This is a genomic window from Moraxella nasovis (genome assembly GCF_022701215.1).
GTDB classification, from domain to species: Bacteria; Pseudomonadota; Gammaproteobacteria; order Pseudomonadales; family Moraxellaceae; genus Moraxella; species Moraxella nasovis.
On sequence record NZ_CP089976.1, the window covers coordinates 1,119,233 to 1,144,565 of the forward strand.

The 25,333-nt window shown below is 44.3% G+C and carries 21 protein-coding genes and 2 tRNA genes; 16 read left to right on the forward strand and 7 right to left on the reverse strand.

Translation table 11 applies throughout. The annotated features are described in order from the left end of the window. Nucleotides 1-27 precede the first annotated feature (27 nt). From sstT to LU293_RS05510, 3 genes are all read left to right on the forward strand, one after another. On the forward strand, nucleotides 28-1,242 hold the full coding sequence (sstT, locus tag LU293_RS05500) for a serine/threonine transporter SstT (RefSeq protein ID WP_242746124.1): 1,215 nt from the start codon (nucleotides 28-30) through the stop codon (nucleotides 1,240-1,242). A gap of 149 nt (nucleotides 1,243-1,391) precedes the next feature. After that, the gene (locus tag LU293_RS05505) at nucleotides 1,392-2,309 is read left to right on the forward strand and encodes a LysR family transcriptional regulator (RefSeq protein ID WP_242746127.1); all 918 of its coding nucleotides are present in this window, start codon (nucleotides 1,392-1,394) and stop codon (nucleotides 2,307-2,309) included. 108 nt (nucleotides 2,310-2,417) lie between these two features. Next, nucleotides 2,418-3,614: an amino acid aminotransferase gene (locus LU293_RS05510; protein WP_242746129.1), complete on the forward strand. Its 1,197-nt coding sequence runs from the start codon at nucleotides 2,418-2,420 to the stop codon at nucleotides 3,612-3,614. 464 nt (nucleotides 3,615-4,078) lie between these two features. On the opposite strand, the gene LU293_RS05515 is transcribed toward LU293_RS05510, so the two are convergent. After that, a complete protein-coding gene (locus LU293_RS05515; protein WP_242746130.1) occupies nucleotides 4,079-5,575 on the reverse strand; it encodes a mechanosensitive ion channel in 1,497 nt (498 codons plus the stop codon). Between the two features lie 294 nt (nucleotides 5,576-5,869). Between LU293_RS05515 and bamJ the strand changes: the two genes are divergently transcribed. Then, on the forward strand, nucleotides 5,870-6,706 hold the full coding sequence (gene bamJ, locus LU293_RS05520) for a BamJ family beta-barrel-assembly machinery protein (protein WP_242746132.1): 837 nt from the start codon (nucleotides 5,870-5,872) through the stop codon (nucleotides 6,704-6,706). Nucleotides 6,707-6,756: 50 nt separating this feature from the next. Here the strand turns inward: bamJ and argA are convergent, their stop codons facing one another. Together argA and LU293_RS05530 are read right to left on the reverse strand one after the other, a co-directional pair. Further along, nucleotides 6,757-8,052, reverse strand: a complete 1,296-nt coding sequence (gene argA / locus LU293_RS05525; RefSeq protein WP_242746134.1) for an amino-acid N-acetyltransferase — start codon at nucleotides 8,050-8,052, stop codon at nucleotides 6,757-6,759. 16 nt (nucleotides 8,053-8,068) lie between these two features. Then, entirely contained in the window at nucleotides 8,069-8,992 is a 924-nt protein-coding gene (locus LU293_RS05530) for a patatin-like phospholipase family protein (protein WP_242746136.1), read from the reverse strand. A 126-nt stretch (nucleotides 8,993-9,118) separates the two neighbouring features. Here LU293_RS05530 and recG point away from each other — a divergent pair, with 126 nt between their 5' ends. Further along, nucleotides 9,119-11,227: an ATP-dependent DNA helicase RecG gene (gene recG, locus LU293_RS05535; protein ID WP_242746138.1), complete on the forward strand. Its 2,109-nt coding sequence runs from the start codon at nucleotides 9,119-9,121 to the stop codon at nucleotides 11,225-11,227. A 2-nt stretch (nucleotides 11,228-11,229) separates the two neighbouring features. Here the strand turns inward: recG and coaE are convergent, their stop codons facing one another. The 4 genes from coaE to pilB all read right to left on the reverse strand — a co-directional run bounded on the left by coaE (nucleotide 11,230) and on the right by pilB (nucleotide 15,758). After that, the gene (gene coaE, locus LU293_RS05540; protein WP_242746141.1) at nucleotides 11,230-11,889 is read right to left on the reverse strand and encodes a dephospho-CoA kinase; all 660 of its coding nucleotides are present in this window, start codon (nucleotides 11,887-11,889) and stop codon (nucleotides 11,230-11,232) included. 63 nt (nucleotides 11,890-11,952) lie between these two features. Then, a complete protein-coding gene (locus tag LU293_RS05545; RefSeq protein ID WP_242749684.1) occupies nucleotides 11,953-12,849 on the reverse strand; it encodes a prepilin peptidase in 897 nt (298 codons plus the stop codon). Next, entirely contained in the window at nucleotides 12,849-14,078 is a 1,230-nt protein-coding gene (locus LU293_RS05550; RefSeq protein ID WP_242746143.1) for a type II secretion system F family protein, read from the reverse strand. The genes LU293_RS05545 and LU293_RS05550 overlap by 1 nt, the downstream gene beginning before the upstream one ends. A gap of 9 nt (nucleotides 14,079-14,087) precedes the next feature. After that, a complete protein-coding gene (gene pilB, locus LU293_RS05555; protein WP_242746145.1) occupies nucleotides 14,088-15,758 on the reverse strand; it encodes a type IV-A pilus assembly ATPase PilB in 1,671 nt (556 codons plus the stop codon). A gap of 185 nt (nucleotides 15,759-15,943) precedes the next feature. Between pilB and tpiA the strand changes: the two genes are divergently transcribed. From tpiA to rpsO, 11 genes are all read left to right on the forward strand, one after another. Continuing rightward, nucleotides 15,944-16,711, forward strand: a complete 768-nt coding sequence (tpiA, locus tag LU293_RS05560; protein ID WP_242746147.1) for a triose-phosphate isomerase — start codon at nucleotides 15,944-15,946, stop codon at nucleotides 16,709-16,711. 32 nt (nucleotides 16,712-16,743) lie between these two features. Beyond that, nucleotides 16,744-17,037 (forward strand): preprotein translocase subunit SecG, encoded by a 294-nt coding sequence (secG, locus tag LU293_RS05565; RefSeq protein WP_242746149.1) that lies wholly within the window; start codon nucleotides 16,744-16,746, stop codon nucleotides 17,035-17,037. A gap of 62 nt (nucleotides 17,038-17,099) precedes the next feature. Then, nucleotides 17,100-17,184, forward strand: a tRNA-Leu gene (locus tag LU293_RS05570). Nucleotides 17,185-17,253: 69 nt separating this feature from the next. Then, nucleotides 17,254-17,330 (forward strand) — tRNA-Met (locus tag LU293_RS05575). Nucleotides 17,331-17,512: 182 nt separating this feature from the next. Beyond that, nucleotides 17,513-18,010, forward strand: a complete 498-nt coding sequence (gene rimP, locus LU293_RS05580; protein WP_242746150.1) for a ribosome maturation factor RimP — start codon at nucleotides 17,513-17,515, stop codon at nucleotides 18,008-18,010. Between the two features lie 46 nt (nucleotides 18,011-18,056). Beyond that, nucleotides 18,057-19,538 carry a transcription termination factor NusA gene (gene nusA, locus LU293_RS05585; protein WP_242746151.1) on the forward strand — a complete coding sequence of 494 codons (1,482 nt, stop codon included), beginning with the start codon at nucleotides 18,057-18,059 and terminating at the stop codon, nucleotides 19,536-19,538. A gap of 164 nt (nucleotides 19,539-19,702) precedes the next feature. Continuing rightward, the gene (gene infB / locus LU293_RS05590; RefSeq protein ID WP_242746152.1) at nucleotides 19,703-22,429 is read left to right on the forward strand and encodes a translation initiation factor IF-2; all 2,727 of its coding nucleotides are present in this window, start codon (nucleotides 19,703-19,705) and stop codon (nucleotides 22,427-22,429) included. Between the two features lie 116 nt (nucleotides 22,430-22,545). Further along, nucleotides 22,546-22,947 carry a ribosome-binding factor A gene (locus LU293_RS05595; protein ID WP_242746153.1) on the forward strand — a complete coding sequence of 134 codons (402 nt, stop codon included), beginning with the start codon at nucleotides 22,546-22,548 and terminating at the stop codon, nucleotides 22,945-22,947. Beyond that, nucleotides 22,928-23,869 carry a tRNA pseudouridine(55) synthase TruB gene (truB, locus tag LU293_RS05600; RefSeq protein WP_375540361.1) on the forward strand — a complete coding sequence of 314 codons (942 nt, stop codon included), beginning with the start codon at nucleotides 22,928-22,930 and terminating at the stop codon, nucleotides 23,867-23,869. The genes LU293_RS05595 and truB overlap by 20 nt, the downstream gene beginning before the upstream one ends. Nucleotides 23,870-23,981: 112 nt before the next feature. Continuing rightward, complete coding sequence (locus LU293_RS05605) at nucleotides 23,982-24,680, forward strand: opacity family porin (RefSeq protein ID WP_242746157.1); 699 nt, start codon at nucleotides 23,982-23,984, stop codon at nucleotides 24,678-24,680. Between the two features lie 203 nt (nucleotides 24,681-24,883). Next, complete coding sequence (gene rpsO / locus LU293_RS05610) at nucleotides 24,884-25,150, forward strand: 30S ribosomal protein S15 (RefSeq protein WP_242746159.1); 267 nt, start codon at nucleotides 24,884-24,886, stop codon at nucleotides 25,148-25,150. Nucleotides 25,151-25,333 lie beyond the last annotated feature (183 nt).

Sequence of the window (25,333 nt, forward strand, 5' to 3'; positions counted from 1 at the left end):
TTTATTTTTGATGTTATTGGAGTGGGTATGCAAGCACTGATTCATGCTTATTTGCGTGCAGGATTAGTACCGCTGATTATCTTAGGGCTGGTTCTAGGTGCGATTATCGGAGCGTTATTGCCGTCTGTGGGTATCGCTGTCGGTATTTTAGGTTCTATTTTCGTCGGGGCATTAAAGGCGGTAGCACCGATTTTGGTGTTCGTCTTAGTGATGGCGGCGGTTACGTCGTATCGTGGCAGTGGCGGTAATTTACGCATTAAGCCTGTCATAGTGCTGTATTTATTTGGCACATTTGCGGCAGCATTGACAGCGGTTGCTGCCAGTTTTTTGTTTCCGACAGAGCTTGCGTTATCTGCCGTTGAGAGCGTTGAGCAGTCTGCCCCGCAAAGCTTGCCAGAAGTTTTGACAAATCTTTTGATGAATCTTGTGGCAAACCCTGTAAAATCCTTGGCAGAAGCCAACTACATGGGCATTTTGACGTGGGCAATCTTAATCGGCTTGGCACTGCGTCATGCAAGCGATACCACACGCCAAGTGGTCAGCGATCTGTCGGCAGCGATTACCAGCGTCGTTAAATGGGTGATTGCTTTAGCGCCGATTGGTATTTTTGGCTTAGTGGCAGCGACTGTGGCCGAGACGGGCTTATCCACGTTATTAAGCTATGCTAGATTACTGTTTGTGCTGGTTGGCTCAATGCTGTTTATCGCTCTTGTGGTCAATCCGATCATCGTATCTGCAATAACTCGCAAAAACCCTTATCCGTTAGTATTTGCCTGCCTGCGTGAGTCTGGCGTAACGGCGTTTTTTACACGCTCAAGTGCGGCAAACATTCCTGTAAACATGAACCTAGCTCGCAAGCTTGGGCTAAATGAAGAGAACTATTCGGTTACCATTCCGCTTGGGGCGACCATTAACATGGCAGGTGCTGCAATCACCATTAACGTGCTGACTTTAGCGGCAGCCCATACGCTTGGTATCGAGGTGAGCTTTGGCTCAGCGTTATTGCTTGCTGTCGTGGGTAGCTTATCGGCGTGTGGAGCGTCTGGTGTGGCAGGTGGGTCACTGCTACTAATTCCATTAGCGTGTAGCTTGTTTAACATTCCAAATGATATCGCCATGCAAGTGGTTGCTATCGGCTTTATCATTGGGGTTATCCAAGACTCAGCAGAAACTGCTCTAAACTCATCAACAGATGTGCTGTTCACCGCTGCTGCTGACCCTAAATACGCCTACCAAGGCTAATATGATAAGATAAGCCAAAACCGACCGATAGGGTCGGTTTTGTTGTTTTTGGTGGTGTGTTTTGTTGCTAAAATATTAAAAAGTACTTGTAACTTTGGCATTATAATTTATAATATTATCTTATACGTAGATAATTAGGATTAATAATCGTGAGTACCACGCTTCGCCAATTGCGTGCTTTTGTTCTAGTTGCAGAACAAAACAGCTTTACCAAGGCAGCAGAAAGCTTATGCTTGACGCAGTCTGCCTTAAGTGGCTTGATTAAGGAGCTTGAACAAAACTTAGACGTAAAGCTGTTTGATCGTACGACACGCAAGCTGCACTTATCAGATGCAGGAGCTAGACTGTTACCCCAAGCTCGGCGGGTGCTTAATGAAGTAAGCGTGCTAAACGAGAAAGTCAATAATCTAAAATCCTTGCACCAAGGACACGTTCGCTTGGCGGTGTCGCAGCAGCTATCTGCCAGCACCATGCCAAAATTCATTGCTAAATTTTGTGAGCTGCACCCAAATATCCAAGTAACGCTAACCGACTGCTCGGTAGATGACGTTGTCAGGCACATCGAGAATTTAGAAGCAGATCTTGGTATTGCACCAGAACGATTCTATGGAGATGACTTACACGTAGATACGCTGTTTAGTTCGCCATTTTACCTAGTTTTACCAAGCACGCACGCTTTTGCCAAAAAAGAGGCGGTGCAGTGGGAGGATTTGCTTAGCCAAAGACTAATTACGCTAAACGGACCCTTTATTAAAGGCTTACAAAATGAGCTACCTGCACACATCTCTAACCGTATCTTTAGTTCAGATTTTGAGGTGAATTTCTTATCAACAGCACTGGGTATGACACGCATGGGGCTTGGCATTACCTTATGTCTGCTGTATGCTGCTGAGTGGGTGGAACAAAATGGACTGGTGATGCGTCCGATTACAAGCCCCATCGTTGAGCGAAAATTTTTACTATACACCCATAAAAATCGTTCACTGGCACCAGCGGCGTTGGCGTTTAAGGAATTTTTGATTAACAATGCACATGAGTTTTTGGTCAGCTCGCCAAGCACAGCTTAAGCTTGTATCAATCTAATTTGAATTAAGCTTATAAAAATTTCATCACAAAACAGACCTAATTTGCGTTATACTAATTTTAATCTTACTCATTTAACCAAAGGAGATACCATGTTTGAACACGTCACCCCTTATGCTGGCGACCCAATCTTGGGTTTGATGGATAAATTTGCAAACGATGATCGCACCGATATTAAGGTGAATCTTGGTGTGGGCGTGTACTACACAGAAGATGGCAAATTACCTGTCCTAGAATGTGTAAAAGCTGCCGAAAAACAAATCGCGAGCCCCCCAAAAGCTCGTGGCTACCTTCCGATGGATGGCTTGCCAGGGTATCGCAAAGCCTGCCAAAACTTGCTGTTTGGTCGTGATAGCGACGTGCTAAAAGCAGGGCGTGTGGCGACAATCGCAACGCTTGGCGGTAGTGGTGCTCTAAAAGTGGGTGCAGAATTTATCCACGACTGGTTCCCAAAAGCCACATGCTATGTGTCTGACCCAACATGGGGTAACCACATCGGTATTTTTGAAGGTTCAGGTGTTGAAGTTAAAAAGTACCCCTACTATGACGCTAAGACAATCGGTGTTAAGTTTGATGAACTGTGCGAATTTTTCAAAAACTTAAACGAAAATGACGTGGTGCTACTACACCCATGTTGCCATAACCCAACGGGTGTAGATTTGACAAATGAGCAGTGGGATACTGTTCTTGAGATTGTCAAAGATAAAAAACTCATTCCGTTTATGGATATCGCTTACCAAGGCTTTGGCGATGATATGGAAGGTGATGCCTATGCCATTCGTCGTGCGGTAGAAATGGGGCTGACGGTCTTTGTGTCAAACTCGTTTTCTAAAAACTTATCGCTGTATGGTGAGCGTGTCGGTGGTCTGTCAGTCGTTTGCCCAAGCAAAGAAGAGGCCGAAGTGGTACAAGGTCAGCTAAAATTCATCGTTCGCCGCATTTATTCAAGCCCAGCATCGCATGGCAACCATGTGGTGGATATCGTGATGAATAACGATGAGTTATTTACCCAGTGGATTGGTGAAGTCTATGAGATGCGTGATCGCATTCGTGATATGCGTCAAAAACTTCAAGACACGCTGTCTGCTAAGCTGCCTGAGCGTGATTTTAGCTACTTTACTAAGCAGCGTGGTATGTTTAGCTTTACAGGGCTAACGGCTGAGCAGGTGGTTCGTTTGCGTGAAGAGTTTGCTGTATATATGGTGGAAAATGGACGTATGTGCATTGCAGGACTCAATAATAAAAACGTTGATTATGTGGCTAATGCGATTGCACAAGTGCTTAAATAATCATTGTTAAGACATTTAGCAATAAACCAAACCCCAAAGTAAGCTATCTTAGCTTTGGGGTGTTTTTTTTTGTGATACGCATAACTCTTTAGGCGAAAGTCATGACTTATTATAAGCAAATAAGTATTTGTCTGTTTGGCTTGTTATCGTTTTTGGTGGTTTTGTGATGCAATACCATTCCCAAAATATAAAGTACTTTTGTAGGTGGGGGAAAGCAAAGCGACCCCAACGCTTGTAAATGCTTAGCGTCATATTTTCACTGAGCCTACAAACGATTTTAATGATTGGGATTGGCATAAAGTAAGTGTCTTTGGTTTAAGAATAAGAAATTGGTGAATGCCAATATAGCCATCTAAAAGCCAATGATGAGCCAATGATGAGCCAATGATTAGGGCGACCCGCTTTGAGTCGCCCTAATTGTTTATTTATGTATAAAACCTAATTTTTAGGTCTAAGCGTAATCATTATAGCAAATCTTCATCTTTACGCACAGGTAGTGTCTTTGCGTCGCTTTGCTTTTCTGCTTTATCTTGGATACGCTTTAATAGACGTGCGGCAGCTTCACGACCGCCAAGACCAAAGGCAAGAGCGAACGCAACCGCCACTGCACCTAGTGTTAGACCAAATGCAAGATTTACGATGCTATCAGCGATGCCCATGGCTTTTAGACCCATCGCAAGCACTAGACCCATGATAAGGATGCGCACGATGTTTGCAAGTAAGCGTGAGCCTTGTTCAGAACGCTCAACGATGCCTGCAATGATATTGGCAAGCCAAAAACCGATGGTTAAGATGATAGAACCTAAAATAATCTGACCGCCAAACTCTATGAACATGGCGATGATGTAGCTGATTTGGTTAAACCCAAGTAAATCAGCCGCTGCCATGCTTGCAAATAGCATTGCAAAAAATAAGATGGCATTACCAATCACTTCAGAGATAAGCTTAGTGCCAAAGATGCCTTGCATGCCAAGCTTAGTTGGTAGGGCGTTGATTTGGGTGTTGTCAAGGATATTCTTAATCACGCCAGTCAGCATGCGAACCACATAAAAAGTAATGACTAAGATGGCAATCGCTGTAAAGATGTTTGGCAGTGCTTCCATCACTTTATTTAGCATATTAGTTGCAGGACGGCTGATGGTTTCAACTTTCAAGGCGTCCAAAGCTGCGATGGTAAAAGGCACGATTACCAACAAGAAAGCTAACGAGCCTGCAATGCCAGCTAGGCTGTTTTTTTCGCTGATGCCTGCTTTGCTTGCGATGGCTTGGATATTTAGCCCTGCAACCAGACTGCTTACGATGCCACGAATGATTTTGGCAACGATAAAGCCCACAAAGAATATAAAGCCTGCAGTTAAGATGTTTGGTGCAAAACTAAAGATCTTATCAACCATATTTGTCAGCGGTAAGAACAGACCATCTAGCCCTAAGCGACCTACCACCATGGTTAGAACGACAAGGAGAATAAACCAGTAAATCATGTCAGCAATGGTACTGCTCATCGGCTTAATGCCAGCGTCTTGAGCAAGTTTCTCATCTAAGGACGTACGGCTCAAAGCAGCATTCGTTGCTGTGCGAGCGATGGTTGCGACAACCCAGCCAATCAGAGCGACGACCCCTGCTGCCAGTAGATTTGGCAAGAACAATAAGACTTGGTTAATCATGTTTGAAAAAGGGGCAGAGATGGAGTTTAGGTTTAGCTGGTTTAAAGCGGCTGAAATGCCGATAATAAAGATAAACCAAAACACCGCTTTAGCAAATAGATCGCTTAAGTTGTAGCTTGTGCCTGTTGATTGGCTTAAGCGTTCGTTTATACCTGTCTTAGATAGGGCTTTACGAGTAAAAGAAGCCAGTACTAAAGCGGCAAACCAGCCAAGCACAAAGATGATAATAGCACCGACCACTGATCCTATCGGACCTTGTAGGGTCTGATTGAAGACGACAAATTCTGGAAAGTTCACAGATTTCTCCAAGGTTGTTTAATTGATTAAATGTAAATTGAATGCTTGCTACGATTGTAAAATTTCGCAACAAACCCATAATGAGTTAGATTGTAACACTAAACGACCAATTCTCAAGCTATTTGGTTACTAGTTGCCAACAATTTTAACAAATTTAATACAACAATTAAGAATTCAAGGAGCTTGCTTGTGGTGAAAGCGGTTAAATTTTGTTATGATGGTACAGGTTTGCCAAGATGACTTCTTGGCATTTGATATTTGTGTTTGATATTTGATTAATCAATTGAGAATTTTATGAAAAAATCCGTTATTTTTACCGCTTTAGTTGCCAGCTTAACTTTAGCTGGGTGTAATGAAAAAGCCACTAACGATAAAGCCGAAGCCGCTCAAACCGCCACCCAAGTTGCTGTCGTAACCGATGCCAGTCCTGAAATGGATAAGGTCAGCTATATACTCGGCTATGATGCAGGCAAAAGCTTAAAACAAGCCGATGCTGAACTTAATACCGATATCATCGCTAAGGCTTTAGCAGATGGCTTTAATGGTAAAGACAGTGCATTAAAAGAAGAGCAGACCACTCAGGTGCTTAAGGCATACCAAGAGCGTAAAGAAGCAGAAGCGGTCAAAGAAGTTGAAACCAAAGCGGCTAATAATAAAGCAGCAGGTGAAGAATTTTTAGCCAAAAATGCCAAAAAAGACGGCGTGAAAGTTACGCCATCAGGTCTACAATATAAAGTTATCACCGAAGGCACTGGTAAATCACCAAAAGCGACCGATACTGTCACTGTGCATTATGAAGGCAGGCTGATTGATGGTACGGTGTTTGATTCATCTTATGAGCATGGCATGCCTGCCCAATTCCCACTTAACCAAGTCATCAAGGGCTGGACAGAAGGCATTCAGCTGATGAAAGAAGGTGGTAAATACGAGCTGTATGTTCCATCAGATTTGGCATACGGCGAACAAGGCAACCCTGCGATTGAACCAAACAGCGTACTGATTTTCACTGTAGAGTTATTAACTCCAGAACAAGTCAAAAAAGCCAGCGAAGAAGCCCAAGCGAAGATGGCAGAGCAAATCAAATCTGCTGTAGAGCAGGGTAAAGCAGATGGACAACAAAAAGTAAAATAATTTTATCGTGTTTAGCCAAACCCCCAAAGAAGTTTCATTGGGGGTTTTGTTTAGGATAGTTTTTTAATGAGAACTTTAGAATTTCGTCCATTATGATAGCTCATCTGTCGGCTTTTTGGCAGAGCAAAAACGTCAGTTTCGCTAAAGCCATGCTCAATAAACCAGTGCGTGGTGTGCGTGGTTAGAGCAAATAGCGTGTGCAGCCCCATGCAGATCGCCTTTTGTTCTGCAAAACGCAGCAAATCTGCCCCACGAGTGCCCCCACGATAATCAGGATGAATGGCAAGACTTGCAAGCTCAGCACTACATTCATCTAGCGGGTATAGTGCCACACAGCCAACAATCGTGCCGTCACGTTCGATAACACTATAATGATTGATGTCTTCTTCAAGATATTCTTTACTGCGTTTGATGAGAATGCCTTGCTCTTCAAGTGGCTGCATCAGCATAAGTAGACCGATGACATCATTAAGATTAGCAGTGCGGATATGGTCATAAGCAGACTTGGTAACCATCACGCCCACCCCATCTCGAGTGAATAATTCTTCGATTAATGCTCCATCTTTAGCGAAAGGTAAAATATGCGTCCGTGCGATATGTAAACTTGCGTCAATGGCACAGCCAAGCAGTTGTGCCATGGATTTACTGATGGGTGTTTTAAGTAGTTTATCTGCAGTTTTTGCGGTCAGCTCACGCACAAGCTTCCCATCTTGGTAGAGTGTTTCGTTGCTAAATAAAATAAGCTTATCAGCACCAAGTGCAATCGCACTACTGACAGCAATGTCTTGGGGAGATAAGCTAAATATTTCTCCAGTCGCAGAAAAACCGATAGGACCTAGTGCGACGATATGACCTTGTTGTAGATTATGATGAATGGCAGCGGTGTCTATACGCCGAAGCTGTCCTGTCATCTGATGGTCAATGCCATCTTTAATACCAAAAGGGCGTGCGGTGATGAAGTTGCCACTCACTACAGCAATACGAGAACCGTACATGGGTGAGTTGGCAAGCCCTGTGGATAGCTGTGCTTCTAACTGCAAGCGAACCGCCCCAACGGTCGCTAAGATGGTGGGTATGACAGATTTTGGTGTGATGGGTGTTTTTGTGCTTATAGCAGGGGTATTATACTTGCTTAAAATATCAGCGATTTGGTGGCTTGAGCCATAGACCAGCACTAAGCGAATGCCAAGACTGTGCAGTAAAGCGATATCATGAACCAATCTGACAAAGTCATCGCCAAGCCCGCCATCATCATCAAACATGATGACAAAAATCTTACCACGATGGGTATTAATATAAGGAGCAGAATGGCGAAACCAGTGGATGGGGTTGGTAGATTTGGTCATGGCAGGCTTAGTGTCGTTATGGGTTTGGTTGTTGGGACTTTGTTTTGGCGTGCGTGATGGCAGATTTTATGGCATTTATTTGGCTTTTGGTTGCGATAAAGCCCGCTTGTATGATGTCTTGGCGATCTTTTGCCCCTACAACTGAAAAGGTGGTTAAAGCTGGTGTGATCACGACGTCGCTTGCTTTGATGTCATCAGGATTTGCCAAAATGCGTTTTTCAATGTGCTTTAGCTTGTCTGTTAGTGCGGTGTTGATGGGTAGCATAGATAGCAAGCTGGACGCTTGTTGTATTGTGCTATTAGGAATAATGGTCGACTCTTGGCTCATAAGATCAACAGCGATTACCACATCAGCACCGAACTGTCTGGCAATTCTAGAAGGTACGACAGCACTGCTAGCACCATCAATATAGCGTACGCCATCAATGATGGGTGCGATAAAAACCTTTGGAACACTAGCAGAAGCTTGTACGGCTTGCCCCGTATCACCACGGCTAAAGGCGACAGCTTGCCCTGTGTTTGCTTGGGTTGCCACCGCGATAAAGCGAATGGGGAGTTTTTCAATGGGTGTGCGATCAGTCTGGGTGTTAATGAAGTTGCGTAAAGCTATGCCTTGTATCACGCCAGATTTGCGAGCGGTAAAGTCCAACAAATCAGCCGATGAGACTAAGTTTGCCAGCTGATTTAATTCATTGGCAGACTTGCCAGAAGCGTATAACGAGCCGACAATCGCCCCTGCGCTTGTCCCAACGACTAAGTCAGGCTTGATATTTTCCTGTTCTAGGGCTTGTAAGACGCCCACATGAGCAAAGCCAAGCGTACCGCCCCCACCAAGCACTAAGGCGACCGTAGGCGATGATGGTTTGGCACTACTTTGTGGCAGGCTTGAGCAGGCGGTGAGTAACAACAGCGTACTGATGATAATTAGGATAAATTTCATAGCAAAACTTTTAAAAAGGTTAAAATGATTGTAAAATCGGCGATAAGCTAAATTTTGGGCTAATTCGCCAATAAAAGCAAGCAGTTTATCTTAAATATTATCCGCCAAAAGATGAAAACCCCACCCATGAATACATCAGATACACGCCGACTCGCCATTCATTTGCCGATTACCGCCTTGGCAGGCGTGGGCGATGCCTTGGCGCAAAAGTTGCATGAGCTTGGCATTTATCGAATCTTTGATTTACTCATGCATTTGCCACGAGATTATGAAGATCGCAGTCGTCGGGTGAATATTAAGGACGTGCAGCATGGCATGAGTGCGATGGTAGCAGGCGTGATTACTAAGATTACGCCCAGTCGCACTGGGCTAAGTGTCATCTTAGAAGATGAGTCAGGAGTAATTGAGCTTAGGTTTTTTAGGGTGTATGCTTCTTTAAAGAACACCATGCAGATTGGTGAGAAGATTACAGCTTTTGGCGAGGTGAAGATTAGTCGCTTTGGGGTGCAGATGGCTCACCCTGAATACTACATTACAGGTAAAAAGCAGTTTGATGATGGGCTTGTGCCGATTTATCCTGCGGTAAAAGGCTTACACCAAAACAAAATCCGCCAACTGATTCGCTTGGCAATGCAAGCGGTATCGTCTGAGGGTGTGTATTGTCTTAGTACCAAAGAACTTCGCTTGGCTGGGTTTGGTGATATGACAGAAGATGTATTTTGTGCCCTAAAACAGATTCATTTACCAGATGAGCGAGCAGATATTTTTGCTCAGACTTTATTATTACAAGGGCTAAAAAACCGCACCCACCCAGCGTGTCGCAGACTCATCATTGAAGAGTTGACGGCTCATCAGCTAAGTTTTTTATACCGCCGTAAAAATCTTTATCAGCATAAAGCTCCACGCTGTGTCCTTAAAAGCCCGCTTGCTGATCAGCTGGTGCAGTCTTTACCCTTTGGCTTGACTAATGCCCAAGCCCGAGTTATCAGCGAGTCGGTCCGTGATATGATAACGTCTCGCCCCATGCTAAGACTAATCCAAGGGGATGTGGGAGCAGGTAAGACGCTTGTAGCAGCATTGACTGCTTGTCATGCCTTAGATGCTGGATGGCAAGTTGCTTTGATGGCACCGACTGAGATTTTAGCAGAGCAGCATTTTATTAATTTTCAAAAATGGTTTACAGCACTTGGCATACAAGTGGGATTTTTGGCAGGTAAGCAATCTGCCAAGGAGCGGACGGCTATGACGACTGCTATTGCCAATAACGATGTACAGGTCGTGGTAGGCACGCACGCTTTATTTCAAGATGGCGTGGTATTTGCCAAACTTGGCTTGGTGATTATTGATGAGCAGCATCGCTTTGGTGTGGAGCAAAGGCTTCGCTTGACAGATAAAGGCGCGACAAATAGTACGCCCCATCAGCTGGCGATGACAGCGACGCCTATTCCACGCACGCTTGCTATGAGTATGTATGGCGATATGGATGTATCTGTGATTGATGAGCTGCCGCCAAATCGCACACCTGTGACGACCATCACCATCAACCGAGATCGGCGTGATGAAGTGATTGAGCGGATTTTTGTAAATTGTAAAGAAGGTAAACAAGCCTACTGGGTCTGCCCATTGGTTGAAGAGTCAAGTACATTAGACGCACAGTCTGCCGAGCTTTTATATGAAGATCTGTGCGATAGGCTAGATATTCGTATTGGGCTTGTGCATGGCAAGATGAAGCCTGCCGATAAACAAGGCATCATGGCAGAATTTAAGGCGGGAAATATTGATTTATTGGTGGCGACCACTGTGATAGAAGTGGGAGTAGATGTGCCAAATGCGTCCTTAATGGTTATTGAAAACGCCGAAAGGCTTGGGTTGTCTCAGTTACATCAGCTGCGTGGGCGTGTCGGTCGTGGTTCTGCCAAGTCGTTTTGTGTGCTATTGTATCAGATGCCGTTATCGCCTACAGGCATTGAAAGACTAAACGTCCTAAAAGACAGCACAGATGGCTTTGTTATCGCCCAAAAAGACTTGCAAATCCGCGGGGCAGGCGAGCTACTAGGTAAGCGTCAAACAGGTGATATGGGTTATTATCTGGCTGATATTATCCGAGATGAACAGCTGCTGGCTGCAGCTCAGACCATCGCCCATCATTTACTTGAGACGCCTGATAAGCAAGGCTTGGCTCAGCAGATTGTTGATACTTGGCTACCCACCGCAAAAGCTTATGTGAACGCTTAATATTAAGCTTGCTTAAAGCTGTCGGCGATTTGTAAATACTTGTGGTGTAATACGCTTAATTGGTCGTACAGATGATTAAGCGTGCCGTCATTATTTACGATATCATCAGCCGCTCTTAGCCTTTCTTGTGGCGTGGCTTGTCGGCTGATGATTGATTTGATGTTGTCAATCGTTTGCCCATCACGCTTGCTTGCTCGTTTTATTTGGTTATGCTCGCTTGCTTTTACAACTAAGATACGCTGGCACAGCTTGGCAAGACTATCAGGCTTGTGCATACTTTCAATCAAAAGTGGTACAGCTAAGATGCGATAAGCTGACGTTGTGTTATTAAGCTGTTCGATGATTTTTTGGCGAATGGCAGGGTGGGTGATGGCATTTAGCTTAACGATGGCATCAGCATGGCTAAAGACATACTCACGCATAGCTGTGCGATTATATTCGCCTGTATCTGTTAGCACCCAATCACCAAAGGCACAACAAAGCTTATCAAGCACAGGACTGCCCTTGGCGGTGATGGTGCGAGCAACGACATCTGCATCAATCACATCAATACCTTGCTGATTAAACCAATCAGTGACGGCGGTTTTACCACTACCAATGCCACCTGTAACACCTAGAGTGAATGTGTGTGTACCCTTGTGCTTTTGTTGTGTGATTGTCATGATTGGTTATTTCCCTAAAAAGTCGTTAGTTGATGGGCTGATATAAGGCATGTAAGGGTGTATTTAGCCTAAATACCACGCTAAAATCTGCTCGCCCCACAGCATACCAATGCCACCACCCATCGCCAAATATGGACCAAAGGCAAATTGGGTGGATTTGCCAAGTTTTTGGTAGTTAATCAGCCCTGCAAGCAGCCCAAAGACACAAGCGATAAAGATTACCAATGGCAGCTGACCTACCCCAAGCCAGCCCCCGATTGCCGCTAAGAGCTTGGCGTCGCCTAGCCCCATACCATCGATGCGTTTTATCAGTTTATAACAGGCGTTTATTGCCCAAAGCACCCCAAAGCCCATCAGCACACCCCACACAGATGATGATGTGGGGGTGAAAATTTCTAAGGTGCCGACCGCTAAGCCTATCATTGCAAGTGGCAAGGTCAGTCTGTCAGGCAGCAGTTTGGTTTGCCAATCAATGCTTGCTAAGACCACCAAAAACCAAATAAAAATCAGTGATAATAAGCCTTGTGGCGTCATACCAAGCTGCCAAATGGCAAGAATTGACAGTATGGCGGTGGCCATCTCGGTTATAAGATGATGAGGGTAGATACGAGCGTGGCAATGCCGACAACGACCCTTTAGCCATAAAAAGCTAATGACAGGCACCATGTCATACCAAACAAGTGCTTGATGGCAGCTGTCGCAATGCGAACGTGGATAAGACAAGCTTAGGCTTGATGAATCTGTCAGTAACCTGATGGCGCGCTTAGGCTCATCTAGCACATTGGGCTGTTCGTTTATAAAAGCTATGACGTCTGATTGCCATTGTCTGTGCATGATGATGGGTAAGCGGTAAGCGACAAGTGCCAAAAAGCTTCCAATAACCAAGCCTAGCATACCTACCAGTACGTATAATAAGATAGGATGGGCATGCAGCACATTAAAAATACTGGCTAAATACATCACATTTGTTGTCCCATCTCAAAAACTGGCAAATACATGGATAAGACAAGCCCGCCCACGACAAGCCCGAGCGTGATGATGGTGATAGGCTCAATAAGTGATACCAGTCGATCTAGTGTGTCATTGGTCATTTGCTCTTGGTAGTCTGCCGCCTTAGTGAGTAGTTCGCTAAGCCTGCCAGATTCTTCGCCTGTGCGGATCATCTGGAGTGTCATAGGTAAAAATAACGGCGTAGCGTGGCGACTGTTTGCCTCTTGGCAAGCTATATATAGCCTATCACCTGATGTGACGGCATGACTGATTTTGTCAATCTCACGGATAAAGATGGTGTTATCTGTGCTATTTGCAGCGTCTTTAATGGCTTTAACAAGATTGACACCTGCCCCAAATTCACAAGCTAGCAGCCTGGTAAAGCGGGCGTTCATCACCAAAATACTTAGTGAGCCGATGATGGGGAGTTTTAAGATTAGCCGATCAAGCTTTGCTTGAAAAGCTGCCGAGCTTTTTTTAAGATATAAAAATCCAGTCGCTACCAAGCTTAAGACTATCACCATCAGCCAAAGATAAGACTGTAAGCTATCTGACACTGCCATAACCATCTTTGTGGGCGTAGGTAAATCTGTACCCATAGATAAGAACATCTGGCTAAAAACTGGCACCACTTTAATCAGTAAAACCATCGTAACGATAATGGCAACCACAGCAACTGTGATGGGGTATTGCAAGGATTTTTTTAATTTGGTTTGTAATTTATAAGTTTTTTCGCTGTGCTCATGATAGCGAGACAGCATCTCGTCTAATGTGCCAGACGCTTCGCCAGCTTGCACTAAGGCGATACTAAGACGATCAAAAATATTGCTGTGCTTGGATAGGGCAGCGGTCAAGCTTGTGCCTGATTGGACATCTGTCTTAATGCTGTTTAGGCGTGCTTTTAGGGTGGGATTTTGGGTGTTGTCTCTTGTGATTTCTAAGGCAAGCGTTAGGCTAATGCCAGCTTGAAGTAGCGTGGATAATTGCCCAAAAAACAGCATCAAATCCATCGTGCGAACAGGTCTAACCCAAGCAAAAGACAGGGATGTCTTTTTGTGCAAGGTGATTTTATGAAATCCTTGTTTTTGGAGCGTGCGACGTGCTTGCACGGTGTTTATGGCGATGATTTGACCTTGTGCGGGTAATCCACGCTGATCGATCGCTTTATAGGTAAAAGACTGCTCGGTGGTGTTTTTCATAGAGAGACTCTAGGCTTTCATGGCGACGTGCTGCATGTCTTGTAGGCTAATAATGCCTTGGCAAGCCTTATCCATGGCAGATTGATAGAGTGTCATTATACCAAGTTTGGCAGCTTCGGTGACGATTTGTTCGACATTGGCGTCTTGCATGATGAGTGTGGCGATGGATTTGGTGATGGGCAGCATTTCATAGATACCGATACGTCCATGATAACCATCATGGCATTTTTGGCAGCCAACAGGCTCAAATAAAGTCGCACGCTGAATGTCTGCGTCGCTAAAACCAAGCTCAGATAGGCTTTGGTGGGGAATGTTGATGGGTCGTTTGCAATGCTTGCACAGCTTTCTTGCCAGTCTTTGGGCGATGATTAGGCTAACTGAGCTTGCGATGTTAAAGTTGGCAATGCCCATGTTTTTTAGGCGATAAATGGCGTCGCTTGCTGAGTTTGTGTGTAAGGTGGATAGTACCAGATGACCTGTCTGAGCAGACTTAATGGCAATGTCAGCTGTCTGTATGTCTCGAATTTCTCCAACCATAATCACATCAGGATCTTGCCTTAAAAAGCTTCGTAAAACATCACTAAAATCCAAGCCGATTTTTGGATTGACATTAACCTGATTAATGCCTTCTAGATAAATCTCAACAGGGTCTTCAACGGTTAAAATATTAATCTTGTCAGAATTTAGCAAGCTTAATGCGGTGTATAAAGAGACAGTTTTGCCTGAGCCTGTCGGGCCTGTGATGAGTATCATGCCTTGGGGTCTGTTTAATGTATCTAAAAATAGCTGCTGTTGGTCGTGTGTCATGCCAAGCGATTTTACGCCAATTAAGGCTTGGGCAGCGTCAAGTAGCCTTAGGACGACTTTTTCACCAAATAATGCAGGCGTGGTGCTGATACGAAAATCAATCGCCCTGCCAGTTGTGAGCGTGAACTTTAGCCGGCCATCTTGGGGCTTACGACGTTCGGCGATATCAAGATGTGCCATGACTTTTAGGCGTGCACAGATTTGGGTGCTAGCGTGCTTGGGCGGTGTGGCAAGCACTCTCATGACCCCATCGATTCGCACTCGTACCCGATAACTGTGCTCAAACGGCTCAAAATGAATGTCGGAAGCTCCCATATGTAGGGCGTCATGCAGCACTTGATGGACAAAGCGTACAGTCGGTGCGTCAGGTGTGCTTGTCGTTTGCTCAGTATTTTCTGTATCGGTTTGGGCACTTGGTAGGTCGCTAAGTTCATAACTGACACCAAGCAAAGTTTTATCAATGAGTTTTGATAACTTGTGTTCTTCAACAAGTACAGGCACGACAGGCATTTTTGCACAAAAACTTAGCTCTTGGAGCATATCTTGGCGTGTTGGGTTGCTTGTGGCAATACATAGCCGCCCAGATTGCACCGATAGTGCCAAAACGTGATTTTTGAGTAAGATTTTTGGGTCAATGATGTCGGTGATTAGTGTTTTGGTATCAATAGCATCAAGGTCCAAGATAGGCTCGCCTAATGCCTTAGCAAGAGCATTTGCCAACTCGGTAGCGTCCACAAGGTGGTTTTTGACTACATACTGCACCAGATCCATTTTTTGTTCAAAGGTAGCTTTTAAGGCGTCAGCAGCACCTTGAGCCGTCAGTAGGTGATTGGCACACAGTAAATTAATCAGCGTGTGTTGGTTTGTACTCATGGCAAAAACTGGTTAAAAGATTAGGGTGATTTATAACATTTTGTGCGTTTTGGGTCAATGTAGCAGTTAAAATAAGCACTTTCAACCACCAAGATCTGCCCAATCGGCAAATTTTGGGTTATAATGTGCTGTTTAGTATTTGAATTATTGGCAGCGTTTGTGCTGATTGCCAAAAGAGAGTAAGTATGAAATCTACAAAATACGTCATTGGTAACTGGAAATTAAATCCTGCCACACTTGCTGATGCTAAGGCTTTAAGTGATGAGTTGCAGTCGTCATTAAGTGCCAATCTGTCTTGTGTGCTTGGCATTGCATCAGGGTTTTTGCACTTTAATACAGTTAGAGCAAGCCTAAATGATGTATTGGTGGGAGCTCAGGATATCACACATAAGACAGGTGATACAGGTGCTTTTACAGGCGATGTATCTGCAAAGCAACTTGCCGATATGGGGGCAGATTTTGTGCTGGTTGGGCATTCAGAACGCCGCCAATACCACGGTGAAACGAGCGATATCTTGATCAAAAAAATCGCCCACGCCCTACAAAATAACCTATCTGTGGTGTTTTGTATTGGCGAAACCAAAGACGAATACAGCCGTCAGCAGACGCTTGATGTGCTAAGTCGGCAGCTGGATATTTTAGCGACATTTAGCGGCGAAGAACCCCCGCAAAATGCATTGCCAAAAATATTAATCGCTTATGAGCCAGTTTGGGCGATTGGCACAGGGCTTACCCCAACTTTAGATGAGATTGCATCTGTGCATGAGTTTATCGCCAATAAGCTTAGCAAGATGGGGCTAAAAGCACCGATTTTATATGGTGGTAGTGCCAATGAGAATAACGCCAAAGAGCTTGCTTGTGTATCAGGTGTTGATGGCGTGCTTGTGGGCGGTGCTTCCTTAAAGGCGACAAGCTTTTGCAAAATTGCCGAAGCGTTTTCGGCAGCGTGTTAACTGTTTACTAATAACCAACGAGAAAAATAATCATGTTTACTTTTATTTTAGCCGTTCACATTATTGTGGCGATTTCTATGACAGGCTTAATTTTAATTCAGCATGGCAAAGGAGCTGATGCAGGTGCTTCGTTTGGTGCAGGAGCAGCTGGCACGGTGTTTGGTGCGGCAGGCTCAGCGAATTTTTTAACCCGAGCGACAGCAGTGCTTGCAGCGGTGTTTTTTGTAACCAGCTTGATTTTAGGTTATCATGCCCAACAAGAGGCAAAAGATCAGTTGCGTCTTATTGACACACCGACAACGCAGTCTGCTCCAGTGCATAAATAATACACGCCTGGCAAATTTTACTTGCTATTTGTAAAGAACATCGCTAAAATATCGCCTAATTTGCGATCGTGGTGGAATTGGTAGACACGCTATCTTGAGGGGGTAGTGCTTCACGGCGTGAGGGTTCAAGTCCCTCCGATCGCACCAAGTTTGATTAAAAAGTAAAAAATGCTTGACAATATCAAATTATCGTCTATAATAGGCAATCTAAATTGATGCGGGGTGGAGCAGTCTGGTAGCTCGTCGGGCTCATAACCCGAAGGTCGTTGGTTCAAATCCAGCCCCCGCTACCACTTTTTAAAATCCTTAGTTTGGTTTTAATGACTAAATTAAGGTATTCTACTATACTAAACTTAGTAGAATACAGGCTGATAAACGACTAAGCCCGCTGTTTTGTGGGCTTTTTTGCATTTATCGTTTAGATGATTTACAATCATTGGTATCAGCTTTCATTTTAAGGATAGACAGAGTTCTCATGAAACCATCGAGTAAAATTGCTGAATTAACCCAATTGATCGCCCCTGCTGTCAATGCGTGCGGTGTTGAGCTTTGGGGTATTGAATTTATGCCGCAAGGTCGCAAGTCGCTTTTGCGTATTTACATCGAAGTCTCGCCAGATGCACGTCTTGCAGGCGAGCACATCACCATCGAAGATTGTACAGCGGTGAATCACCAAGTATCAGGCGTGCTAGATGTGCATGACCCGATTGCAGGCGAATACATTTTAGAAGTCTCATCACCAGGCTTTGATCGCCCATTATTTAGCCCGTCTCAAGTGGCGATGTTCATCGGTGAGACCATTAGCTTACGTCTAATCCGTGCTATCGGTGCAGGCGATGGCAGACGTCGCAAGGTGACTGGGCGTTTACAGTCTGCTGATGATAAGAGCATGACTATCGTAACTGATGATCATCTTGAATTTAACATCGACTTTGATAATGTCGATAAAGCAAACTTAATCTATGCCGAATAATGGCATTTGACTTTACTATTTTTTAACCAACTCAAAGGATACGCAAATGAGTCGTGAAATTTTGACCGTTGTTGAGACCGTCAGTAATGAAAAAGGGCTTAATCCTGAAGATATTTTTGAAGCGATTGAGCAGGCTTTGGTTGTATCTACCAAGAAAAAAGTATATACAGAGCAGCCAGAAGTTGCTATTCGTGTAGCGATTGACCGTAAGACAGGCGACTATGATACCTATCGCTACTGGACGGTCGTAGCAGACGAAGATCATGAAATGCCAGCTTGTCAGCTTGCAATCAGTGATCTAGACGAAACCCAATGGTCAATTGGCGATATTAAAGAAGAACAAATTGAATCCATTGAGTTTGGTCGTATTGCTGCAACTCAAGCAAAACAAGTTATCATCCAAAAGATTCGTGAAGCAGAACGTGCCTTAGTGGCAGATGCGTTTGAAGCTCGTGTGGGTGAGCTGATTTCAGGCGAAGTAAAAAAACAAAGCCGTGATGGTTATGTCATCGACTTAGGCGATAATGCTGAAGGCTATCTTGCAAAAGATCAAAGCTTACCACGTGAAAACTTACGCCCAAAAAGCCGTGTAACCAGCTTACTATATCAAGTTAATCGTGATGGGCGTGGTTCTCAGCTGTTGTTGTCTCGTACGCATAAAGACATGCTGACAGCCTTAATGACAAAAGAAGTGCCTGAGATTAGTGAAGGCATTATTGAAATTCGTGATGTGGCTCGCTTGCCTGGTCTGCGTGCTAAAATCTCCGTAAAAACGAACGATCACCGCATTGACCCTGTGGGTGCTTGCATTGGTATGCGTGGTACTCGTATCCAAGCGGTACAACAAGAGCTTGATGGCGAGCGTATTGATGTTGTCGTGTGGAGCGATGATCCTGCCCAGTATATCATCAGTGCCCTTGAGCCTGCTGACGTGTCAAGCTTGGTGCTGGATGAAGACGCAAAAACAGCTGACATTATTTTTGCAACCAATGATCAGCTTGCCCGTGCTATCGGTTCACAAGGTCAAAACGTCCGCCTAGCGTCAGATTTGACAGGCTATAAGCTAAACATGATGCTAGAAAGTGAATACGAAGAAAAGCAGGCTGGCGAAATCGAAAGCTACATTACGCAATTTTACGAACGCCTAGAAGTGGATCGTGACTTGGCAGAAGCGTTAGCAGAAGTAGGCTTTACCAGTATCGAAGAAGTGGCGTACGTGCCAGCTGAAGCTTTCTATGAGATCGAAGGCTTAGATGATGATGCCATCGCGATGATCCAAGAGCGAGCAAAAGAAGCGGTCATTACCGATGAGCTTGTCAAGCAGCAAAATGTCAAAGAGCCATCAGGTGACTTGCTTGCCTTAGAAGGCATGACAACAGCAGTGGCTTATAAGCTTGCAGAGCGTGACATTATCACATTAGATGACTTGGCAGAGCAAGCGGTATTTGACATTGAAGACATCGAAGGCTTAGATGCTAAAAGTGCAGGCGATCTGATTATGAACGCCCGTAAATCGTGGTTTGAATAATCATGAGCATTAAAGCGAAGAGCGTATTATAATGAATACGCCAACCGAATAATTTTTTGCCAAAACACGATGGGATAATTTGTGATTTGGCAAGTAAAAATCAGCTTAGGGTGCAACATAACCCTAAGCGTGCTAAACACAAACAAAACTAGGTGAAATATCCAATGGCAGAAAAAAGCGTAAAACAACTCGCCCAAAACTCAAATACAACCGTAGAAACCATTCTAAAACAGCTGACTGATGCTGGTCTACCCGCTCGTGGTGCAGACGATAGCATTAGCCAAGATGAGCAAGATCGCTTGGTGGCATTTTTGAAAAAAAGCCATGGCCAAGATCAGCGTTCACGCATCAGCTTGAAAGCGAAAACCACATCAACCGCTAAAGTAACTGGCACATCTGGTAAGTCAAAAGCGGTTAATGTCGTAAAAACTAAGAAAAAAGTATACGAAAAGCCAAACGCAGAAAAACTGGCTGAAGAAATCGCAGCCCAAGCAAAAGCAGCTGAAGAGGCTCGCCTAAAAGCAGCTGAAGAAAAGCAAGCCGCTGAACGTGCTAAAAAAGAATCTGAAGACAGACAAGCAGCGGCACTTGCTGCCATGCGTGCTAACAGCCAAAGTGAAAAGTCAACGGTGACAAGCAGTGCATCGGTTGTGGTGAAAAAGAAAAAAACCACTGAAGATACCCCTGTGCAAGCAAAAAAAGCCGATAAGAAAAAGCCAGCTAAGACTCATAAAGTAGAAACTGCCGAAGAGAAAAAGGCTCGCAAGGCTCTTGAGGCTGAAGAGCAACGACTTAGAGATCTTGAGGCAGAAAGCCGTCGCAAGGCAGCTGAAGAAGCCCAAAAGCGTACGCTTGAGCAGATGAAACAAATGGCAAGCCATTATACTGATAAAGGTGATGCACCAAATGCCGTAGTGCGTAAAGATGAACCACTTGCCAAAGGCTTGGTGGGTGCAGCATTAGAAGAGTCGTTTGAAAAAGAACGTCGTGAAATTAAACGTGGTGCTAGCACTCCATCAAACCGTTCTAAGAGTGGCAGACGTGGTAAAGCCCAAGAAGAACGTGAGATTAAGACCAAACAACGTGGTCTAAAATCTAGCCAATCTGGTAAGCACAAGTTTGAAATGCCTGTTGAAAAAATTGTGCATAATATTGAAGTTGGTGAATACATCGTTGTATCTGATTTGGCAGCGAAGATGGCAGTTAAAGTGCGTGAAGTCATCAAATCACTGATGAAAATGGGTGAGATGGTGCGTGAATCTGACAGCATTGATCAGACGACAGCAGCACTTGTCATTGAAGAGTTTGGACATAATTTGGTGGCAGTAAGTGACACCAAGCTAGAAGACGACCTACAAGAAGCTGTAGATGAGCGTAGTGGTAATATCCAAGCACGCCCGCCTGTTGTTACCATCATGGGGCACGTGGATCACGGTAAGACATCACTTCTTGATAAAATCCGTGAAACCAAAGTGGCAAGTGGCGAAGCTGGCGGCATCACTCAGCACATCGGTGCGTATCATGTGACTACTGATCGTGGTGTGATCACCTTCTTAGATACCCCAGGACACGCTGCCTTTACTGCCATGCGTTCTCGTGGTGCAAAAGCAACCGACATCGTTGTACTCGTGGTTGCAGCTGATGATGGTATGATGCCACAGACAGAAGAGGCTATCGATCACGCTCGTGCCGCTGGTACGCCCATCATCGTCGCCATTAATAAGATGGATAAAGATACCGCCGATCCTGATCGTGTGATTAATGAGTTGTCTGTTAAGGAAGTTATCCCAGAAGAGTGGGGTGGTGATGTGCCGATGATTAAGCTGTCTGCTAAGACAGGTGATGGCATAGATGAGCTACTTGAGACTATTAGTCTACAAGCTGAAATTATGGAGCTTGAAGCCCCTGTTGATGGTGCAGCCCAAGGTGTGGTGATCGAATCTCGCGTAGAAAAAGGCCGCGGTGTCGTAGCCAGTCTATTGGTCAAAAAAGGCACGTTAAGCCAAGGCGACTTAGTGCTAGCGGGTGAATACTATGGTAAAGTGCGTGCGATGGTTGATGAGAACGGTGGACGCATCAAGCAAGCAGGACCATCTATCCCTGTGGAGATTTTAGGTTTGCCAGAAGCACCAGCGGCAGGTAGCGAGTTTTTGGTGGTGTCTGATGAGAAAAAAGCTCGTGAAGTTGCTGATTTTCGTGCAGCCCGTGAGCGTGAGCGTGTGCTAGAACGCCAAAATAAAATGCGTCTTGATACCTTATTTGAGAGCATGGGTAGCGAGGCGAAGACACTAAATCTGATCTTAAAAACAGACGTGCGTGGCTCGCTAGAGGCATTGCTTGGGGCGTTAGAAGAGCTGTCTACCGATGAGGTAAAAGTTCGTGTCATCAGCTCTGGCGTCGGTGCGATTACAGAATCTGATGTGATTTTGGCAGAATCTAGTGAGGCGGTGTTACTAGGCTTTAATGTGCGTGCCGACACAGCAGGTAAGCGTAAAGCGGACGAGGCAGGCATTGACATTCGTTATTATAGTGTCATCTATGGTCTGATTGACGATGTTAAAGCTGCCATGAGTGGTATGCTAGCACCTGAACACCGTGAGAAAATCTTGGGCATCGCTGAGGTGCGTGAGGTGTTCCGTTCAAGCAAATTTGGTGCAGCAGCAGGCTGTATGGTGCGTGAAGGCACGATTTACCGTAACAAGCCTATCCGTGTTTTACGTGATGATAAAGTCATCTTTACAGGGCAGTTGCAGTCGTTACGTCGCTATAAAGATGATGTTAATGAAGTGCGTGCTGGCATGGAGTGCGGTCTTGCGGTTAAAGGCTATGAAGTTGCTACTGGCGACTTGATTGAGGTCTTTGAGATCCAAGAAGTTAAGCGCGAGCTGTAATTATCAGCCTTAATGATGTGAACAAACCCTGCTATTGCGGGGTTTGTTTTTTTTAGTCGTGGCGTATTTTTAGGAAATCCGCTATACTATTTGATTATTTATAACAGAGAAATATTATGAATCAACGTTTACAACGCCTAGCCGACCAAATTCAGCGTACGCTTGCTGTTCTTATTCGTGATGAGATTAATGACCCACGTCTGACAGGCTTTGTTACGATTTCGTCGGTAAAAGTCAGCCCTGATTTGGGTTATGCCGATGTGTATGTCACCATTTTAGAGCCGTCTCAAGATGGCGGAATGAATAAAGAATCACATAAAGCAAGCCTAGAAGTGCTTAAAAACGCTGCTGGATTTTTACGCACTGAGCTTAGCCACACCATGAAAACTCGCACCACACCACGGTTACGCTTTCATTATGATGAAGTGGTGGCACATGGCAATTATATGACGCATCTTGTGAATGAAGCGATGCAAAAAACCAAAGCCAGTGCTACTGATGATGATACCAATGACTAAACGCATTGTTAGCGGTGTTTTATTGCTTAATAAACCGCAGGGTCTAAGCTCACATCAAGCACTTGCTAAGGCAAAATACCTGTTTAAGTCAGCACAGTTTGACAGCAAAAAAGCAGGGCATACTGGTACGCTAGACCCAATGGCGACAGGGCTTTTGCCGATTTGTTTTGGTGAGGCGACCAAATTTAGCAGTTTTGGGCTTGATGCCGATAAAGGCTACACCGCCACCATTCGCCTTGGCGTGCAGACTGACACAGGCGATAAAGAAGGGCAGATGATTGACACTCAGCCTGTGCCGACATTTCATCATAATGCCTTAGCTGAAGTTGCAAGCAAGCTGACTGGCGATATTTTACAGACGCCGCCTATGTATTCAGCTCTTAAAAAAGACGGTAAAAAACTGTACGAATATGCAAGGCAAGGCTTACAGATTGAACGTCAAGCTCGACCCATTCATATCACAAGCTTGACATTAGATAAGCTGTCTGATGATGAGATTGCTTTACACGTTATCTGCTCTAAAGGCACTTATGTGCGCGTCTTAGGTGAAACTGTGGCAAATTTGCTTGGTACAGTGGGGCATTTGACCGCACTTCATCGCACTAAGACAGGCGGTTTTGATGTGGCAAATGCCCTAAGCCTTGATGAGCTGGAAAACTTGGCGTTTGATGAGCGATTTGACAAATTGCTACCGATTGACGCACTTTTGACGCATCTGCCGATTGTCTTATTAAATGAGAGTGAAACCAAGCGGATAAAAATGGGACAACGATTGAATATCAAGGATAGAATTGGCGAGCTTAAATTTAGTGAGGAAGTCGTGCAAGTGCGTCTGTATCATAATGGCAGATTTGTAGGACTTGGGCAAGTTGAAATAACTGGGCGATTGCAACCTATGCGAGTGGTACACAGCACTTTGTAATTTTTTGTAAAAATATAAAAATATACTTGCCAAAAGGTTACAGGGAGGGGTAGAATAATGTCGCTTTGCTTGTTATTAAGCAATTGTTATCTCTTTTTATTAAGGTAAGTTTATGAAAAAAGTACTACTTGCGGTTGCTCTAGCTGGCATTTCAAGTGCAGCCATGGCAAATTTAAATTTCAATACCAATGGTCTATATGTACAAGGCGATGTCGGCTATTCTAAATTAGAAGCCAAAGAAGATGGCGATAAGCTAAAAGATAATTCAACCAGTTTTAGCATCGCTGTTGGTAAAGATTTGGGTAATACCCGTTATCAACTAGATTATACCAATTTTGGTAAAATTGAGAAGATTGAAGAACGTAATCTTACCCAAGGTGAGCTAAATACAGTAACACAAATTGTAGAGCGACGTATTAATACGCCATTAAATCCTGCTTTGTTATCAGCGAAAGGCGTTAATAACGTTGAAGGTAAGATTCAGTCTGTGGGTCTATCAGCCATTTATGATTTACAGACGGTATCAGGTTTTACCCCTTATGTTGGCGGACGTATTGGTATTAACCAATTAAAAGTTAGTCATGATATCACTGGTTATGCCTCATATAACGGACAACAATCTAGCAAAACTCAAAATATCGCTAAACATAAGGACACCAAAGTTGGTGCAGGCGTACTTGCAGGCGTACAATATGCGGTTAATCCAAATTTAGCACTTGATGCTGGTGTTCAATACAACTATCTTGGCAAATTTGATGGTATTAAGGCAAACCAATACGGAGCAAAAGTTGGCGTGCGTTATAGTTTTTAATAGACTGTAATGCGATTGGTTAATTGCCAAAATAAATCAATCCCCTGTGTATACGCAGGGGATTGATTTATTGTACATCGCTTTATTGTGTGTTATAATGAACGATGTGTCAATTTGGCATTTTAAATTTAAAGATTAGGCAGACTTTGGCAATGCAACGTTTGCCCGAATTTATCCTGCATTGCTTAAATTAGGAAACGACTATGTTAACCACTCAAGACCGTAGCGACATCATCGCAAAATACAAACAAAGTGAAAACGACACGGGTAGCCCAGAAGTTCAAGTAGCTCTTTTGACCGCTCGCATTAATGATTTGCAAGCTCACTTTAAAGCTCATAAAGCTGACCATCACAGCCGTCGTGGTCTAATCCGTATGGTAAACCAACGCCGTAAACTGCTTGACTATCTAAAGGGTAAGGATCTAAACCGCTATACAGACCTTATCAGCTCGCTTGGTCTTCGCCGTTAATCGGTTATTAAGATGGGCGAAGTGTCTTATGGCTTAAATCCCCATCGTGATATAAAACGGCATGCCTAACAGTATGTCGTTTTGTTTTTTGTTTTGGGTAAATTTAGATCTCTAAAGATTGGGATTCTTCTTGCGTTGGTAATTTGGTAATAATGCCATTTGGTCAAGATATAAAGAATGCCA